Origin of the sequence: Wenyingzhuangia sp. 2_MG-2023, assembly GCF_030548295.1 — a bacterium.
GTDB lineage: Bacteria > Bacteroidota > Bacteroidia > Flavobacteriales > Flavobacteriaceae > Wenyingzhuangia.
Window position 1 is genome coordinate 65,522 of record NZ_JAUOSB010000008.1, and the last position, 16,374, is coordinate 81,895.

General features: G+C 32.8%; 14 protein-coding genes. 4 read left to right on the top strand and 10 right to left on the bottom strand.

Annotated features, from left to right (window positions below; all coding sequences use genetic code 11):
- Positions 1 to 52 precede the first annotated feature (52 nt).
- Together sucC (Q4548_RS10295) and sucC (Q4548_RS10300) are read left to right on the top strand one after the other, a co-directional pair.
- Positions 53 to 1,249, top strand: coding sequence for an ADP-forming succinate--CoA ligase subunit beta (gene sucC, locus Q4548_RS10295; RefSeq protein ID WP_303454558.1), 1,197 nt, complete (start codon positions 53 to 55; stop codon positions 1,247 to 1,249).
- Positions 1,250 to 1,552: 303 nt separating this feature from the next.
- Positions 1,553 to 2,749, top strand: a complete 1,197-nt coding sequence (gene sucC / locus Q4548_RS10300) for an ADP-forming succinate--CoA ligase subunit beta (protein WP_303454560.1) — start codon at positions 1,553 to 1,555, stop codon at positions 2,747 to 2,749.
- A 51-nt stretch (positions 2,750 to 2,800) separates the two neighbouring features.
- Here sucC (Q4548_RS10300) and Q4548_RS10305 read toward each other — a convergent pair whose 3' ends face one another.
- The 3 genes from Q4548_RS10305 to Q4548_RS10315 form a co-directional block, all read right to left on the bottom strand.
- On the bottom strand, positions 2,801 to 3,790 hold the full coding sequence (locus Q4548_RS10305) for a glycosyltransferase family protein (RefSeq protein WP_303454563.1): 990 nt from the start codon (positions 3,788 to 3,790) through the stop codon (positions 2,801 to 2,803).
- A gap of 2 nt (positions 3,791 to 3,792) precedes the next feature.
- Complete coding sequence (locus tag Q4548_RS10310; protein ID WP_303454566.1) at positions 3,793 to 4,692, bottom strand: UDP-2,3-diacylglucosamine diphosphatase; 900 nt, start codon at positions 4,690 to 4,692, stop codon at positions 3,793 to 3,795.
- 78 nt (positions 4,693 to 4,770) lie between these two features.
- Positions 4,771 to 5,988, bottom strand: a complete 1,218-nt coding sequence (locus Q4548_RS10315) for a NupC/NupG family nucleoside CNT transporter (protein ID WP_303454569.1) — start codon at positions 5,986 to 5,988, stop codon at positions 4,771 to 4,773.
- Positions 5,989 to 6,091: 103 nt separating this feature from the next.
- Here Q4548_RS10315 and Q4548_RS10320 point away from each other — a divergent pair, with 103 nt between their 5' ends.
- Both Q4548_RS10320 and glmS read left to right on the top strand, forming a co-directional pair.
- Positions 6,092 to 8,080, top strand: coding sequence for a DUF4954 family protein (locus Q4548_RS10320; protein WP_303454571.1), 1,989 nt, complete (start codon positions 6,092 to 6,094; stop codon positions 8,078 to 8,080).
- Between the two features lie 6 nt (positions 8,081 to 8,086).
- Complete coding sequence (gene glmS / locus Q4548_RS10325) at positions 8,087 to 9,931, top strand: glutamine--fructose-6-phosphate transaminase (isomerizing) (protein ID WP_303454573.1); 1,845 nt, start codon at positions 8,087 to 8,089, stop codon at positions 9,929 to 9,931.
- Positions 9,932 to 9,997: 66 nt separating this feature from the next.
- On the opposite strand, the gene Q4548_RS10330 is transcribed toward glmS, so the two are convergent.
- From Q4548_RS10330 to Q4548_RS10360, 7 genes are all read right to left on the bottom strand, one after another.
- Complete coding sequence (locus tag Q4548_RS10330) at positions 9,998 to 10,723, bottom strand: head GIN domain-containing protein (protein ID WP_303454576.1); 726 nt, start codon at positions 10,721 to 10,723, stop codon at positions 9,998 to 10,000.
- 13 nt (positions 10,724 to 10,736) lie between these two features.
- Positions 10,737 to 12,323: a PspC domain-containing protein gene (locus tag Q4548_RS10335; RefSeq protein WP_303454579.1), complete on the bottom strand. Its 1,587-nt coding sequence runs from the start codon at positions 12,321 to 12,323 to the stop codon at positions 10,737 to 10,739.
- A gap of 4 nt (positions 12,324 to 12,327) precedes the next feature.
- Positions 12,328 to 12,660 carry a PadR family transcriptional regulator gene (locus Q4548_RS10340; protein ID WP_303454581.1) on the bottom strand — a complete coding sequence of 111 codons (333 nt, stop codon included), beginning with the start codon at positions 12,658 to 12,660 and terminating at the stop codon, positions 12,328 to 12,330.
- A 16-nt stretch (positions 12,661 to 12,676) separates the two neighbouring features.
- Positions 12,677 to 13,126 (bottom strand): DUF4870 domain-containing protein, encoded by a 450-nt coding sequence (locus tag Q4548_RS10345; protein ID WP_303454583.1) that lies wholly within the window; start codon positions 13,124 to 13,126, stop codon positions 12,677 to 12,679.
- Positions 13,127 to 13,461: 335 nt separating this feature from the next.
- Positions 13,462 to 14,364: a tRNA (adenosine(37)-N6)-dimethylallyltransferase MiaA gene (gene miaA / locus Q4548_RS10350; RefSeq protein WP_303454585.1), complete on the bottom strand. Its 903-nt coding sequence runs from the start codon at positions 14,362 to 14,364 to the stop codon at positions 13,462 to 13,464.
- 6 nt (positions 14,365 to 14,370) lie between these two features.
- Complete coding sequence (locus Q4548_RS10355) at positions 14,371 to 15,192, bottom strand: ion transporter (RefSeq protein WP_303454587.1); 822 nt, start codon at positions 15,190 to 15,192, stop codon at positions 14,371 to 14,373.
- Positions 15,182 to 16,279, bottom strand: coding sequence for an exonuclease domain-containing protein (locus Q4548_RS10360; RefSeq protein WP_303454590.1), 1,098 nt, complete (start codon positions 16,277 to 16,279; stop codon positions 15,182 to 15,184). Before Q4548_RS10360 ends, Q4548_RS10355 begins: the two co-directional genes overlap by 11 nt.
- Positions 16,280 to 16,374 lie beyond the last annotated feature (95 nt).

The following is a 16,374-nucleotide window of genomic DNA, read 5'->3' on the forward strand; positions in this document are numbered from 1 at the left end:
TAGGGGTTATTTATACTTTTGAGATGAACATAATATTTTAAGACAGATTTTTATGAATTTACATGAATACCAAGGGAAAGAGATTTTAAAAAGTTTTGGAGTTAAAGTACCTATGGAGCTTGTTGCTACAACTCCAGAAGAAGCATTGGAGGCTGCAAACAAAATCCATGCGGAAAAAGGATGTACTGTTTTTGCAGTAAAAGCACAAATACACGCTGGTGGACGTGGTAAAGGAGGTGGTGTAAAAATCGCTAAATCTATAGAGGAAGTTAAAATGTATGCTGAACAAATCATAGGAATGATGTTGGTAACTCCTCAAACTTCGGCAGAAGGGAAAGAAGTACATCAAGTATTGATTTCTGAAAATGTATATTATGATGGACCTTCTAAGCCTGAGGAATATTATATGTCTGTGTTGCTAAACAGAGCTACAGGTAAAAATATGATTATGTACTCTCCAGAAGGAGGGATGGATATTGAAGCGGTTGCTCAAGCAACTCCTGAGTTAATTTTTACAGAAGAAATAGATCCTGCAACTGGAATTTTACCATTCCAAGCACGTAAAATTGCTTTTAATTTAGGATTGTCTGGAGCAGCTTTTAAAGACATGACCAAGTTTGCAATGGCTTTGTACAAAGCGTACGAAGGTTCAGATTCTTCTTTGTTTGAAATCAACCCAGTATTTAAAACTGCAGATGATCAAATATTAGCAGTGGACGCTAAAGTTTCTTTAGATGAAAACGCATTGTACCGCCATAAAGATTATATTGATTATAGAGATGTTCGTGAAGAACATCCAACAGAAGTCGAGGCAAAAGCGGCAGGCTTAAACTATGTTGCCTTAGATGGAAATGTAGGATGTATGGTAAACGGAGCAGGATTGGCAATGGGAACTATGGATTTGATCAAGCAAGCAGGAGGAGAGCCGGCTAACTTTTTAGATGTTGGAGGAACTGCCGATGCAGAAAGAGTAGAGATTGCTTTTGGAATTATCTTAAAAGATCCTAATGTAAAAGCTATTTTGGTAAACATTTTTGGAGGTATTGTTCGTTGTGATCGTGTAGCACAGGGAGTTGTAGATGCTTACAAGAATATGGGAGACAAAATAAACGTTCCAATTATTGTTCGTTTGCAAGGAACCAATGCAGTAGAAGCAAAAGCGTTGATTGATGCTGAAGAAGGATTGAATGTGATTTCTGCTACAGAGTTTCAAGAAGCTGCTGAAAAAGTACAAGAAGTATTGGCTTAAGGAATTAAGTTAATTTATAAAAAATAGAAAAGCCTTTTCATGAAAATGAGAAGGCTTTTCTATGCAGATAGTCGATTCAATTTTAAGATAAGTTTAAATTGTAATTAAAAACTAGTAGAAGTGTTGTTTCGTTTTCAAATGCACACAATTCAACACTTCATTTTTTTTGACAAATACCAAAAATAAGTTAAAATTTTTAGTTGTTAAAAAAAATATAATTTTCTGCCTTTTTTTTTGATAAAGTCTTTGCTAGAATTGTTATTATTGCTCTGTGATTCTCATAAATACAAAACAACAACAATAATGAACTTACACGAATATCAAGGGAAGGAAATCTTGAATAGTTTTGGAGTTAGAATTCAACGAGGAATTGTTGCATCTACACCAGAAGAAGCTGTTACAGCAGCCCAGAAATTAACAGAAGAAACAGGTACAAGTTGGTACGTTGTTAAAGCTCAGGTTCACGCTGGTGGACGTGGTAAAGGAGGTGGAGTTAAGTTGGCTAAAAACTTAGACGAGGTTAAATCAATTTCTAATGATATTATTGGAATGATGTTGGTAACACCTCAAACTTCGGCAGAAGGAAAGTTGGTAAATCAAGTTTTAATAGCAGAAGATGTTTATTATCCTGGTGAGAGTGAAACAGAAGAGTATTATGTTTCTGTGTTGTTAAACAGAGCTACAGGTAAAAATATGGTGATGTATTCTCCAGAAGGAGGTATGGATATTGAAGAAGTTGCTGAAAAAACACCTGAGTTGATTTTTACTGAGGAAATTGATCCTGCTACAGGAATCTTACCATTTCAAGCACGTAAAATTGCATTTAATTTAGGATTGTCAGGAACTGCTTTTAAAGAAATGACCAAATTTATTTCTGCTTTGGTTACAGCTTATGAAAAATCAGATGCTGCAATGTTTGAAATCAATCCAGTGTTAAAAACATCAGATGATAAAATTTTAGCAGTAGATGCAAAAGTTTCTTTAGATGAAAACGCATTGTACCGTCATAAAGATTTTATCGAATTGCGTGACATTCGTGAAGAACACCCAACAGAAGTAGAAGCAAAAGCAGCAGGGTTGAACTATGTTGCCTTAGATGGAAATGTAGGATGTATGGTAAACGGAGCAGGATTGGCAATGGGAACTATGGATTTGATCAAGCAAGCAGGAGGAGAGCCAGCTAACTTTTTAGATGTTGGAGGAACTGCAGATGCAGAAAGAGTAGAGATTGCTTTTGGAATTATCTTAAAAGATCCTAATGTAAAAGCTATTTTGGTAAACATTTTTGGAGGTATTGTTCGTTGTGATCGTGTAGCACAAGGGGTTGTAGATGCTTACAAGAATATGGGAGACAAAATAAACGTTCCAATTATTGTTCGTTTGCAAGGAACCAATGCAGTAGAAGCAAAAGCGTTGATTGATGCTGAAGAAGGATTGAATGTAATTTCTGCTACAGAGTTTCAAGAAGCTGCTGAAAAAGTACAAGAAGTATTGGCTTAAGAATCCAAGAATTTATATAAATAAAAAGCTCTCTATTATAGAGAGCTTTTTTTATGGTCTGAATTTTTCTAAAATCAAATCTATAATTTTTTCCGTTTCGTCAGGGTAAAAAACGTCAATATATTGTTCTTCTTCTAGCCATTCGTGCACTATTTGAATGTTAGAAGGTTTTAATTTTTTGATGATCGGAATTCCTAATTCCATCAAAGCAGCAGCATTGCATTGTTGCTCGTATTGATTTTTCATTGGAACTACCAATAGTTTTTTTTCTAGAAACAAAGCTTCTGCAGGAGTTTCAAATCCAGCTCCACAAATAACACCTTTACAAGTTTCAAAACTTTTTAAAAATCGCTCGTTGTTGATGGGTTCAATAAAAATAGAACCTACAGAATATGCCTTTTGGGTATGCTTAGAAAATATTTGCCAAGTTGTTTGTTTAAAATTACTGAAAAAATCAATAAGCTTATTATCTCCATAAGCAGGCAAATAAACGGTGTAATGATTGTTTTTAGAAGGTTGTAATTTCCTAATTTCATTACGAATAACAGGTGTGTAAATATGTTGGTTGTATTTCTTAAAATGAAAACCATAATAAGAATCGGTAGGAGCGTAACGCTTTAAAATTCGTTCTCCTACAAAATCTCTCTTTTTGGGTTTGGGGCTTTCTTTGGCATTTACGGCAGCTTGGTGGCTCATAGATACGCAAGGAATTTTGTGTAGTTTGGCAGCCCATGCAGAAACAGGTTCAAAATCATTGATCACCAAATCGTATTGTTCAATATTGATTTGATTTATTTCTTTTCTGAATTTTTTTATATCAGAATTTTTATAAGTTTTTCTTAAGTCAACACCTCCTTTTTTTCCAAAGATAAAACTCATACCATGTAGTTGATACTTTATTTCAAAAGGAAGACTTACATCGGCTTGTACACCACTTACCAATATGTCTAAATCTACTTTTCTTTGTAGAATGGGTACAATATCTCTAGATCTACTTAAATGTCCGTTACCTGTACCTTGTATTGCGTAGAGTACCTTCATAGTTATCGGATGTTTTTTTCATCAATAACGTTAATTTCTTTGATCAATGCTTGAAAAAGGTCTTTGTTTTTTAAATCCGCTTTTCCTAAATCATTTTCATTGTCGTGATCTGTTGGGTTTAATTTCTGAGCTTCTATATCTTCTTGATATTGATAGATCGTCCATTTTTTGTTTTTGTATTCTAAAGCAGTTAGGTTTTCAATCCAATCTCCTGAGTTTAAGTACATCAAAGATTCGTTTTGGCTGTTGGTTATGATTCGTTGTTGCGGTTGGTGAATGTGACCACAAACCACGTAATCGTATCCATTTAAAAAAGCAATTTCTGCTGCGGTGTCTTCAAAACTATTGATGTGCTTAACAGCAGATTTTACACTGTTTTTTATTTTTTTGGAAAAAGAAATTCTACCTCTGCCTAACACTTTTTCACTTATCCAGTTGGCAAGTGTGTTGATCATAATTAGTAAATCGTATCCAATACCTCCTAGCTTTGCCAACCATTTGGAATGCTGCATAGTAACGTCAAAAACGTCACCGTGAAAAAACCAAGCCTTTTTACCATCTAGTTCTAATACCAATTTGTTAACCAACTGAAAGTTTCCAATTTCAAAACCAACAAATTTGCGTAACATTTCGTCATGATTTCCTGTGATATAATATACTTCAGTTCCTTTAGAAACTAAGGAAGTGATGTATTTTATCACTTTCATATGTGGTTTAGGAAAGTATCGTTTCTTAAATTGCCATATATCTATGATATCACCATTTAGAATGAGTTTTTTAGGCTCAATAGTTTTTAGGTAGTTTAGTAATTCTTTAGCTCTAGAGCCATAGGTACCTAAGTGTATGTCAGAAACAACAACGACATCTACTTTTCTTTTTTGTTTCTTTTTTGTTGAAGGCATAGTAATGTAAATACTTTAGCGTACAAACCTATGCCAAAACTGTTAAAAGGAACTTAACTAAAAGTTAAATAATTGATTTTAAAGAATAAGTCCTGCCAAACAAGCCGTAATCCATGAGGCAATTGCACCACCTACCATAGCTTTTAAGACTAGTTTAGAAATGTCTTTTTTTCTATTTGGAGCAATAGCGCTAATTCCTCCCATTTGAATTCCGATAGAAGCAAAGTTGGCAAAACCACACAAAGCATAACTAGCAATAGTAGCAGAACGATCTGAAATTTCATTGTTGCTTCTAAGAATTGCTAAATCTTTATATGCAATCAACTCTGTCAATACAATTTTTTCACCTAACAACGTACCAAATACATGTGATTCGCTCCAAGGGATTCCCATCAAAAAGGCCAAAGGTTGAAACATATAACCAAAAATTTCAGACAAAGAAGTGTTGATAAAGTGTAACATTCCGTTAATCAAAGCCACCATTCCAACAATGGCAATTAACATTGCAGCAATATTAGCAGCAAGTTTCAATCCATCTATAGCTCCGTCTCCAATAGCTTCAATACTATTGTTGGCTGTTTTTTCTATGTTTGTGTTTAGAGTTCCTTCTGTTTCTGATTTTTCAGTTTCAGGATACATGATTTTAGCAACTACGATAGCTGCGGGAGCACTCATAATGGAAGCAGCCATTAAATGACCTGCAATGTTGGGTATTTGATGTAGCATTTTTACATAAATAGCCATAACACCACCAGCAACTGTTGCAAAACCACCTACCATTATAGTCATCAACTCAGATTTGGTCATGTTTTTTACGTAAGGTTTTACAAGCAAAGGAGCTTCAGTTTGCCCTACAAAAATACTTCCTACAACACTTAAAGTTTCACTACCACTCGTTTTCATTGTTTTTTGAAAAACTTTAGCAATTAACTTAACAATCCACTGCATAATTCCAATATGATAGAAAAAAGCCATCAAAGCAGAGAAGAAAACGATTGTAGGTAAGACTCTAACAGCAAAATTTATGATGGGAGCTTCTACTTGTCCAGTAATAAAAGATGAAAATAGAAAATCACCACCTTTGTCAGCATATTCTAGTAGTTTTTTTATAGAACTATCAAAAAATTTAAAAAATGGAAGACCTACTCTAGTTTTTAGTATTAATAATGCAAAAGCAAGTTGTAAACCTAGTCCCCATAGAATTGTTTTGATAGAAATTGCTAGTCTGTTGTTGCTCAGAAGATAAGCGACAAGTAGTAAAAATAGGATTCCGATGACCCCAATGTAATGCTCCATAAATGTGTACTTTTAGACATGATAAAAATAGATTTTTTTAACATGCGAGCCAGTATCTTTCAGAGTTTATTTTCTATATTTGGTTAATAAAACCTTATAAATCTTGAAAAATTATATCATTATTCCCAGCGAGTTGGTGAAACAATTAAAAATTCAAGGTTGTTCTTCGGATGCTTGGGATAGTTTGTATATTAAACCAACTACGAATATCTCTAAAATTAAGAATGTAGTTTTTTCTGGAGAAAACTATATTGGTAATATTGAGGGAGAAAGAACTTTTTATGGTGGTGTTCGTAGTCACAATGTTATTGAGAACGTACATCTTCACAATTGTCGTATTGGAGACAATCCGTTTATTAAAAATGTGGAATCTTATATTGCGAATTATCATATAGGAGACAATGTCTTAATTTTTAATGTTGGAATAATTGCCGTTGAAGGAGATTGTACTTTTGGAAACGGTGTTTTGGTAGATGTTATCAATGAAGGAGGAGGAAGAAGAATTCCTATTTACAATCATTTATCTGCCCAAGTAGCTTATTTCTTGGCATTGTATCGTCATAAAACGTTGTTGGTAGAACAATTGTTGTCCATGATAGATGGGTATATAGAATCTGTTGTTTCTAATGTAGGAATTATAGAAGACGATGTTATGATTCTGAATACAGAAACCATCAAAGGGGTTTTTATAGGGAGCAATACAAAAATAAGATCTGTTTCTAAGTTGATCAACGGAAGTATCAACTCCAAGCCAGATGCCCCTATATATATAGGAACAGATGTGAAAATAATGAATTTTATCATTTCTAGTGATTCCGTTATAGACAATGCTTCTATATTGTCTAATTGTTTTGTAGGACAAGGATGTAAAATAGACAAACATTATTCTGTAGATCATTCTGTCTTTTTTGCAAATTCTCAAGGTTATAACGGAGAAGCATGCTCTATTTTTGCAGGTCCATATACCGTAACACATCATAAATCTACATTGCTAATAGCTGGTTTGTTTTCTTTTATGAATGCTGGTAGTGGTTCTAATCAGAGCAATCATATGTATAAGTTAGGTCCAGTGCATCAGGGAATTATGGAGCGTGGAGCTAAAACAACTAGTAATTCTTACGTAATTTGGCCATCTAAAATAGGTCCTTTTACTTTGGTGATGGGACGACATTATCAAAATGTAGATTCTTCTGATTTTCCATTTTCTTATTTGATAGAAAGTAAGAACAAATCATATTTAGCACCTGGAGCCAATTTAAAAAGCGTTGGAATTATACGTGATGCTCAAAAATGGCCGAAAAGAGATAGCAGGTCTGAAAAAAATAGATTGGACATTGTGAATTTTAATACGGTTAGTCCTTACACAATGCTAAAAGTTACCAAAGGATTAAAGCACTTACAAGATATTTTAGTGTTTTCTGGAGATAAACTAGATGAATATACATATCAAGATATGGCTATTAAAAAGTCTAGTTTGCATAAAGGAATAGGCCTGTACACTAAGTTGATTCATAATTTTATTGGAAATATTATAGTCAGTACATTAAGAAAGAAGAATATTACGACTATTGAAGAGTTGAGAAATGCGTTGCAACCCACTTCGGAAATTGGAAAAGGAAAATGGATTGATGTTGCTGGAATGTTGTGTCCTATTTCTAAAATGGATGAGTTTATCCAAAAAGTAGAAAATAAAGAAATTACATCGTCTGAGGTAATTAATGAAGAACTGCATAAAATCCATAAAAAATATAGAGAGTACGAGCGAAATTGGGCTTTGGATTTGTTAGAAAGATTTTATAAAGTTAATCTTAAAGAAATCACGGGAGATCAATTTATTGAAATTATAGAAAAATGGGAAAGCTCAGTTATTGAGTTGGGAGATTTTCTATACAAAGATGCAAGTAAAGAGTTTGATTTGCACACGCATGTAGGTTTTGGTGCCGATGGAAATCAAGAAGAAAAATTAGCAGATTTTAAAAGTGTTAGAGGTGTTTTTGAAACCAATATAACGGTTGTAGATATTCTAGAGCATATAGAAGATAAAAAGAATAGAGCTCACAAATTAATTACTTTAGTTAAAGGAATAAAATAGAAAAATATGTGTGGAATTGTAGGGTATATTGGGAATAAGGAGGCTTCACCAATTTTAGTTGATGGATTAAAAAAATTAGAGTATAGAGGATACGATAGTGCAGGGATTGCTGTTTTAAATGGTGATTTTCTAATTTACAAACAACCAGGAAAAGTAATTAATTTAGAAGAAAGTATAGACGAGCGTGTGAAGGGTTTGTCTATGGGAATTGCACATACTCGTTGGGCAACTCATGGAGAGCCTACAGAACAAAATGCACATCCTCATAAATCTAACAATGGAGAAATTGTTATTGTTCACAATGGAATTATTGAAAACTATAAGTTTTTAAAAGACGAGTTGATCAAGCATGGATATACATTTATAGGTCAAACGGATACAGAAGTCCTGGTGAATTATATTCAATTTGTGCAAGAGAAAAATCATTTGAATATAGAAGATGCTCTAAAAAAAACATTGCAAGGTATTAATGGAGCGTATGCTTTAGCGGTAATGGATAAAAAAGAGCCTAATAAAATGGTGGTTACTCGTAAAGGAAGTCCATTGGCAATTGGGGTTACAGAAACTAATGAAGAATTTTACGTAGCATCAGATGCAATTCCTATTGTAGAACACACACAATCGTTGGTTTATTTGAATGACGATGAGGTGGTGGTTTTAGAAAGAGGAAAAAAGTTGAAGATTACAGACATATATGGTGTTCAAAAACCTTATAGAGTTAAAAATATTGACTTGAACTTAAACAAAGTCAGCAAAGGTAAGTATGAGCATTACATGCTTAAAGAGATTTTTGAACAACCAGAAACCATAAAAAATACGTTATACAGTCATTTAAATACGGAAAATACAAATATCAATTTTGAAAACTTAGACGTTTTAAAAGATAAATTGATCAAAGCCAATAGAATTATCATTGTTTCTTGTGGTACTTCATGGCACGCAGGTATTGTTGGAGAATATATTATAGAAGAATTGGCTAGAATTCCTGTAGAGGTAGAGTATGCTTCGGAATTTAGATATAGAAATCCTATCATTACCGAAGGTGATATTGTAATGGCAATTTCTCAGTCTGGTGAAACTGCCGATACCTTGGCAGCTTTGCGTTATTCCAAATCTAAAGGAGCTACTACTTTCTGTATTTGCAATGTTTTTGGATCATCTATGGCTAGGGAATGTGATTTTACAGCTTATACTTATGCGGGTTCTGAGGTTGGTGTAGCTTCTACAAAAGCATTCACGGCTCAGGTAGCTGTTGTCTCACTTTTAGCAATTCAATTAGGTGTGGAAAGAAATACCATTTCTCAGGAAAAAGCAAGTGCATTGGTAGAGGAAATCAAAACACTACCCTTAGAGGTAAATAAGATTTTTTCTACGAACGAGCATATAAAATCCATCGCTAAGAATTATACACAAACTACCAGTTTTTTGTTCTTGGGAAGAGGAATCAATTTTCCGATAGCTTTAGAAGGTGCTTTAAAGTTGAAAGAAATATCATACATACACGCAGAAGGATATCCGGCAGCAGAAATGAAACACGGACCTATTGCCATGATTGAAGAATCTTTACCAACAGTTATTGTGGCGACAAATAATGAATACTACGATAAATTGGTGTCCAATGCACAAGAAATTAAAGCGCGTAAGGGACCTATTTTGGCAGTAATTAATGAAGATGATAGTGATATGATTCACGTGGCAGATTTTGTTTTTAAAGTGCCAAGAGTTTCAGACATGTTACAGCCTATTGTGTCTGTAATTCCGTTGCAATTGTTTTCATATCATGTAGCGGTTTTTAAAGGATGTAATGTAGATCAACCACGAAATTTGGCAAAGTCGGTAACAGTAGAATAAGTATCAGATCAATATATAGAAAAATAAAAGCTACCTAATTAGGTAGCTTTTATTTTTAGAATAGGTTTATTTTTTAGAAACGTTTCCTCCAGAAGATGTTTTTTTGTTCACTATTTCAGGATTTCCTTTGTAATGAATACTAGATCCACTACTGGCTTTTGCTATCAATTCTTGAGATGAATAAAGATCAATGTTTGAACCACTACTGGCAATAGCTGTTGTTTTTTTACTTTTTAAATCGGAAACTTGAATAGAACTACCACTGCTAGATTCTACCATAGAAATTATTGTTTTTCCTTTAATATTTATGGAACTACCGCTACTTGCTGTGGTTTGTATGTTTTCTGTATCCACATCCAATTGTATTTCAGAACCGCTAGAACTTTTAATGTTTAAATCATCACTCATCAATAAGTTTTCAGAAATTACAGAACTTCCGCTACTTGCTTTTATAGAAGATAGATTTGGCAAAGTAACATAAACATTTTTAGTGCTAGAATAGATAGAAAAACCTTTGATGTAAATATTTAATAAACCGTCAGAAATTTCAGTTTTAATGTGTTCTATAACATTTTCATCGGCTTCTACACTAATGGTAGCTTCTGAATCCATTCCTACAAAAAGATTGATTCCTTGAGCAACTTTTAAATTGTCAAACGTTTCTGTTACTTCTCTAAGTTCTTTGATAACATTTTTGTTACCTTTTAGTTTTTCTCTAGTATCAAAAGCACAACTTGATAGCGAGGCTACAAGTACTAAAATAAGTGTTAGTTTTGTTAAAATAGTTTTCATAGTTTGTTGATTTTTAAATATTTTCATGTTGGTCTAATTCACAATCGGTACAGTTTAGCCCTTTTTGAGTCATGGTAAAATGGTGGTTGATCAATTGCCAAAATTTCAACCTTTTTGTGGTTTTGTAGTTGTGAATAAAATTTTTAGAAGATTCGTTTAAAACTAGAGTCATTCCTTCGGGTAGATACAAATCAACAGAAACCATTTCGTCTTTAAATTTACTATCCATCGGACTTAAAAAGTAGCTATCAAACATCACTTGATTGTCTGTAAACTGATAACCGTAACTTATTTTTTCTGCATTTTCTAGAGCACTAGTCAAACTATTTCCTTCAGATTTTTTTCTAATTTTTAAATAAGGTTCATCTGACTCACTCTTTTTAATGTTGATGTAAATATTACTACTGTAAATTTTTTGAACATTATTGTCAGAAATTATCTCTTGATTGGAATTTCTCATCAATTGACTTTTAAAAATAAAATTGTCGTTATTCATCGTTTTTACATACAATGTGTCACTAGGTAGCATTTCTATCGTATCTGTTTTTACTTTAGAACCTTCAACAGCATTTAACGAATAATTTTCAAGACCAGAGAATACCAAGCTTAAAATGGCACAAATCCACAAAATAAATAATGATGTAAATGCAATTTTATTAAGAGGTTTTGTTTTACTAGACACAATGTTAATTCCTAAAAAGAAGAGTAGCAAACATGGAATTACGAAGGAGATAAGCATAGCGATAGACAATAGCCAACTAGGAATGCTTGATTGGTATAGGAAAGGAAGAGATTCTCTTAAATCGTGATTGATTCCTAACATTTCTAAAGAACTAAATGAAAAAGCACTTAGAACCAAGGAGACCATTAAAATAGAAGAAATAATAATTAAAAATACACCTATAATTTTAGTACAAATTTTAAACAAACGAATAAGAATGATCCCTACATTGTCTAAAAAAGCTTGAAAACCAATTTTTGCTCCGCTGTAATCTGTGTTTTTAATTTTATTACTAACGTTTTCAAATTCAGTTCTAATTTTCTTTTCAATATTGTTGATGTTTACATGCTCACCTTGCATTTGTAATTTTTCTGCTGTAGTTTTTGCTTCAGGAAGTAAAATCCATAAAATAATATAGGTATAGACTCCAAAACCACCTGCGGCTAATAATAGAATCAAGGCAATTCGAATCCATATCGGATCGGTGTTAAAATAATGTGCAATTCCTGAAGCAACACCTCCTAAAAATTTATCTTCTCCATCTCTGAATAATTTTTTTACAGGATTTCCTTTTGTTCGGTACGAAGAATTATGTTCAGTATAGGCATCTTCGGTATCTGCATAATCTTCGGGTTCTCCCATAATTTTGATAATGCTCTGAATGTCTTGTTCATTAACAACCTGTCTTTTGTCTTGAATTTTTTCAGATAAAAGTTCACTAATTCTTGCTTCTATATCGGCTAAAATTTCGTCTTTCCCTTGTGGGTCATCACTTAGAGAGTTAGAAATGGCTTCTAAATAGCGTTTTAAAATTTGGTAGGCAGATTCGTCTATGTGAAAAAAGAACCCTCCTAAGTTTATATTGATAGTTTTGTTCATGTTGTTAGTTTTTTTGACTTGTAATTAGGTTGACAGCGTTGATTAAATTAGACCAGGTAGTATCTAGTTCTTTTAAAAACAGGACCCCATTTTCTGTTAGTACATAGTATTTTCTTGGAGGTCCAGAAGTAGATTCTTCCCAACGGTAACTGAGCAAACCTGCATTTTTTAGTCGTGTTAATAGAGGGTATATAGTTCCTTCTACTACAATCATTTCTGCACTTTTTAAGGTTGATAGAATTTCTGAAGTATAGGCATCTCCATTTTGTAAGATGGAAAGAATGCAATATTCCAAAACTCCTTTTCGCATTTGTGCTTTTGTGTTTTCAATCTTCATAGAGAGTTATTTGTTGTTATTTGATAAAAGAGATGGTAAAAGGATAGGCATATTTTTCTCCTTTGTGTGCTTTTAATGCTCCAGTAATGATGAGTATAAATTTTAAGGTTGCAAAAAATCCACAAATTGAAAAAATAAATAAGGGAATTATAAAATGACGTTCTTCAATGAAAGCTTCAAAATTAATGGAATCTAGATGTTCTAAATGTTCTAAAAAAGGAATGTGTTTAAAAAAAGAAAAAATAACAATCAGAACACTTATTGTAGCAAATACAAACTGGTACAGCAAGTAACTGATGTTAAAATTAACGACTTCTTTTCCTTGTTCATCTAAATAATTGCTTTCACTTTTTTTTGTTTGCCACAAAATCAAGGGAACAATGATTCCTCCAAAGGGAAAGATGTAGTTGGCAAATGCGCTTAAGTGAATTAAAAAAGCGCTGGTGTTTTCACTATTTTTTTTCATGGTTTACAATTTTGATTTGTTTTGATGTGACAAATCTATGTAATAATTTAGTACTATGCAAAACAAAGTACTGTTTGGTTTTTGTTTCGGTTGTTTTTTGAAGCCTAAAAAAGCGTTATCTCTCTAGGTTTTATAAGGGTTTGATTCACAGTTAAATATTCTGAAAAAAAATAAAAAAAGATTGTTTCTTTTTTGAATACAATGAGAAAATGGATTTTAAGAAGGTTAATATCAGAAGTTTTAAACCAACTTAAAGTAGGAGAGGATCGTTTATGAAGTAAAAAAAGTCTTCTAAAATAGAAGACTTAATGAAAACGTTTAAAAATAAGAAATGGTTATTTCAGTAACTTTTCAAGAGTAGATTTAATCTGTTGAATTTCTGTTTGAAAATCAAACCACAATGTATTTTCATCTTTTTTAAACCAAGTCAATTGTCTTTTTGCAAATCGTCTAGAGTTTTTCTTGATTTCAGAAATAGCAAAATCTAGAGTTATTTTATGATCAAAAAAATCAAACAATTCTCTATATCCAACCGTTTGTAAAGCGTTTAAGTGTTTTAAGGAATGTAGTTCTTGAGCTTCTTTTAGCAATCCTTTTTCCATCATAATATCTACTCTACGGTTGATGCGTTCGTAAATAATTTCTCTATCTGCGGTTAGACCTATTTTGATAGGTGTAAAATTTCTAGGAGATTTGGGTTTGTTTTTAAAAGAACTGTATGTCTGTCCACTACCAATACAAATTTCCAAAGCTCTAATAACTCTATGTGGATTGTCTATAGCAATTTGATCATAGGTTTCAGGATCCAATATTTTTAGTTGAGATTGTAAATCATCTAACCCTTTTGTTTCTAGTCTAGTGTTAAGTTCTTCTCTAATTTTGGGATCTACATTAGGAAAATCATCCAATCCATTTAATACAGCATCTACGTACAAACCACTTCCGCCCACCATTACAACCACGTTGTGTTGAGTAAATAACTCGTTCAGTTTTTCTATAGCTTCACGCTCAAAATGTCCTACGCTGTATGTTTCTTTTATGCTTTTATTTTGGATAAAGTGGTGTGTTGCAGCAGCTAGTTCTTCGGGTTCTGGAACTGCGGTACCAATGGTCATTTCTTTAAAAAATTGTCTAGAATCACAAGAAATGATTTCTGCCTTAAAATGATTGGCCAATTGAATGCTCAATGCTGTTTTTCCAATGGCTGTTGGACCTACAACTGTGATTAAATAATTCATAAGGTCTTATAATATGTATCCACATTGGTGGCAATATTTTGCATTGTCACCGTGTTTAGATTCGTTACAATTGCTACAAACTTTTGTATTTGTAGGTGTTTTTTTAAGATCGCTAAATTCAGAAGAAACAATTCCTGTAGGAACAGCTATAATTCCGTATCCCATAATCATTACAATAGAAGCAAAAAATTGTCCTAAAGCCGTTACAGGAGCAATGTCTCCATAACCTACGGTAGTCATGGTTACAATAATCCAATAAATACTTCTTGGAATACTTGTAAAACCACTGTTTGCATTCCCTTCTATCAAATACATAATAGTTCCTAAAACGATAGAAAGAATTAAAACAGCAAACACAAACACACCAATTTTAGCCCTACTCGCTTTGATTGCCTTGAGCAAATCATTAGAAGCTCCTACATATCTCACCAATTTTAAAATGGTAAAAACGCGTAGCAATCTTAGTGCTCTAAGAATTAAAAGTGCTTCTGTGTTTAAAATAAAAAGACCTAAATATTTGGGCAATGTTGCGGCCAAATCAATCAATCCATACACACTAAAAATATAGTTTAATGGAGATTTAACTGTAGCAACTCTCAACAAATATTCAATGGTAAAAAGAATGGTGATGATCCATTCAATGATATGAAAATAAGTTCCATACGTTGTTTGTAAAGAGCCTACACTCTCTAGCATTACAACCAAAACACTGATGAAAATTAAAATTAGCAATACAACATCAAACAATTTACCTGCGGGAGTATCCGCCTCGTAAATTATTTCATGCAAACGTTCTTTCCAGTGTTGCTGTTTTTTTTTAGGATTCAAAACGAATTATTTTTTTGAATTTGCCTTTGTCTAAATATTTTTTGAATTGATCTCTGTTGAATAAATTATCTTCAATAGGAGTAATCAGATTCTTTACAATGTCTATATGCGTAATTTGATGTGCCAATTCTACATAACCATAACCTTTCAATTGTCCATTTTCTAACAAGAAAATAGATTTTTCGGCAGTATTTCTTCCCAAATCAATAAAAAGAGCATTCTCAATATTAAACACAACTGTTGGGATGTTTTGAGATGTGCTAGTGTTGAACCTAGGTTTGTTTTCTCTAACAGTTTGTAAACTTTTAATGGCAGCAATAAGCAAACTTCCTGTTTCTTCGTAGCTAATGTCAAAAATCTTTTTCTGTAAACTTTTAGCTCTGTTAGATTTTCGTAACAACAATTGATTTACACCATTGCGAATATTTTTATTCTTACTAGTATATAAAATATCTCCCTCTTTGTTATGAACGTAGTAAACTCCAGTTTTTCTTGGAGCTTTCTCTAACAATTTTTGAAAATGACTATTCACATTGCTTTTAACTTTTACTTTACCTTCAACCTTTACATTGGCTTTGATAATTTCTTTACCAATATCTTTGTTCAAAAGCATTTTAAAAAGTTTGACCGTTGCAATAGTGTCTCCATTAGCTCTGTGGCGATCACTCATGGGAATTCCTAAACTCTTGCAGAGCTTGCCCAAGCTGTAAGAATCTTGATCTGGAATTAATTTTCTGCTAAGTTCAACGGTACACAAAGTATCTTTCACAAAATTGTAACCCAAACGACTGAATTCCAATCGTAAAATTCTATAATCAAAATTGGCATTGTGGGCTACTAAAATACAATCTTCGGTAATGTTTACAATCTGCTTGGCTATTTCGTGAAACTTAGGTGCATTACGCAACATATTGTTGTTAATTCCCGTTAATTGTACTACAAAAGGTTGGATAGGGATTTCAGGATTGACCAAAGTAATAAATTTGTCTACAACTTTTTTTCCGTCAAATTTATGTATGGCAATTTCTGTCATTCCTTCTTCGTTGAATTTTCCTCCGGTAGTTTCTATGTCCAAAATTGCGTACATTGTTGAAATCATTTTAAGAACAAGTCTTTTTAGTGTTGCTGTTCACCACAAATATAGCATATCCTTGTCAAATCAAAGAAACGACCTCTGTAACA

Excerpts from the sequence above, each read along its gene's own strand:
- sucC (WP_303454558.1), top strand. The coding sequence starts at position 53 with ATGAATTTACATGAATACCAAGGGAAAGAGATTTTAAAAAGTTTTGGA.
- sucC (WP_303454560.1), top strand. The coding sequence starts at position 1,553 with ATGAACTTACACGAATATCAAGGGAAGGAAATCTTGAATAGTTTTGGA.
- Q4548_RS10305 (WP_303454563.1), bottom strand. The coding sequence starts at position 3,790 with ATGAAGGTACTCTACGCAATACAAGGTACAGGTAACGGACATTTAAGT.
- Q4548_RS10310 (WP_303454566.1), bottom strand. The coding sequence starts at position 4,692 with ATGCCTTCAACAAAAAAGAAACAAAAAAGAAAAGTAGATGTCGTTGTT.
- Q4548_RS10315 (WP_303454569.1), bottom strand. The coding sequence starts at position 5,988 with ATGGAGCATTACATTGGGGTCATCGGAATCCTATTTTTACTACTTGTC.
- glmS (WP_303454573.1), top strand. The coding sequence starts at position 8,087 with ATGTGTGGAATTGTAGGGTATATTGGGAATAAGGAGGCTTCACCAATT.
- Q4548_RS10330 (WP_303454576.1), bottom strand. The coding sequence starts at position 10,723 with ATGAAAACTATTTTAACAAAACTAACACTTATTTTAGTACTTGTAGCC.
- Q4548_RS10335 (WP_303454579.1), bottom strand. The coding sequence starts at position 12,323 with ATGAACAAAACTATCAATATAAACTTAGGAGGGTTCTTTTTTCACATA.
- Q4548_RS10340 (WP_303454581.1), bottom strand. The coding sequence starts at position 12,660 with ATGAAGATTGAAAACACAAAAGCACAAATGCGAAAAGGAGTTTTGGAA.
- Q4548_RS10345 (WP_303454583.1), bottom strand. The coding sequence starts at position 13,126 with ATGAAAAAAAATAGTGAAAACACCAGCGCTTTTTTAATTCACTTAAGC.
- miaA (WP_303454585.1), bottom strand. The coding sequence starts at position 14,364 with ATGAATTATTTAATCACAGTTGTAGGTCCAACAGCCATTGGAAAAACA.
- Q4548_RS10360 (WP_303454590.1), bottom strand. The coding sequence starts at position 16,279 with ATGTACGCAATTTTGGACATAGAAACTACCGGAGGAAAATTCAACGAA.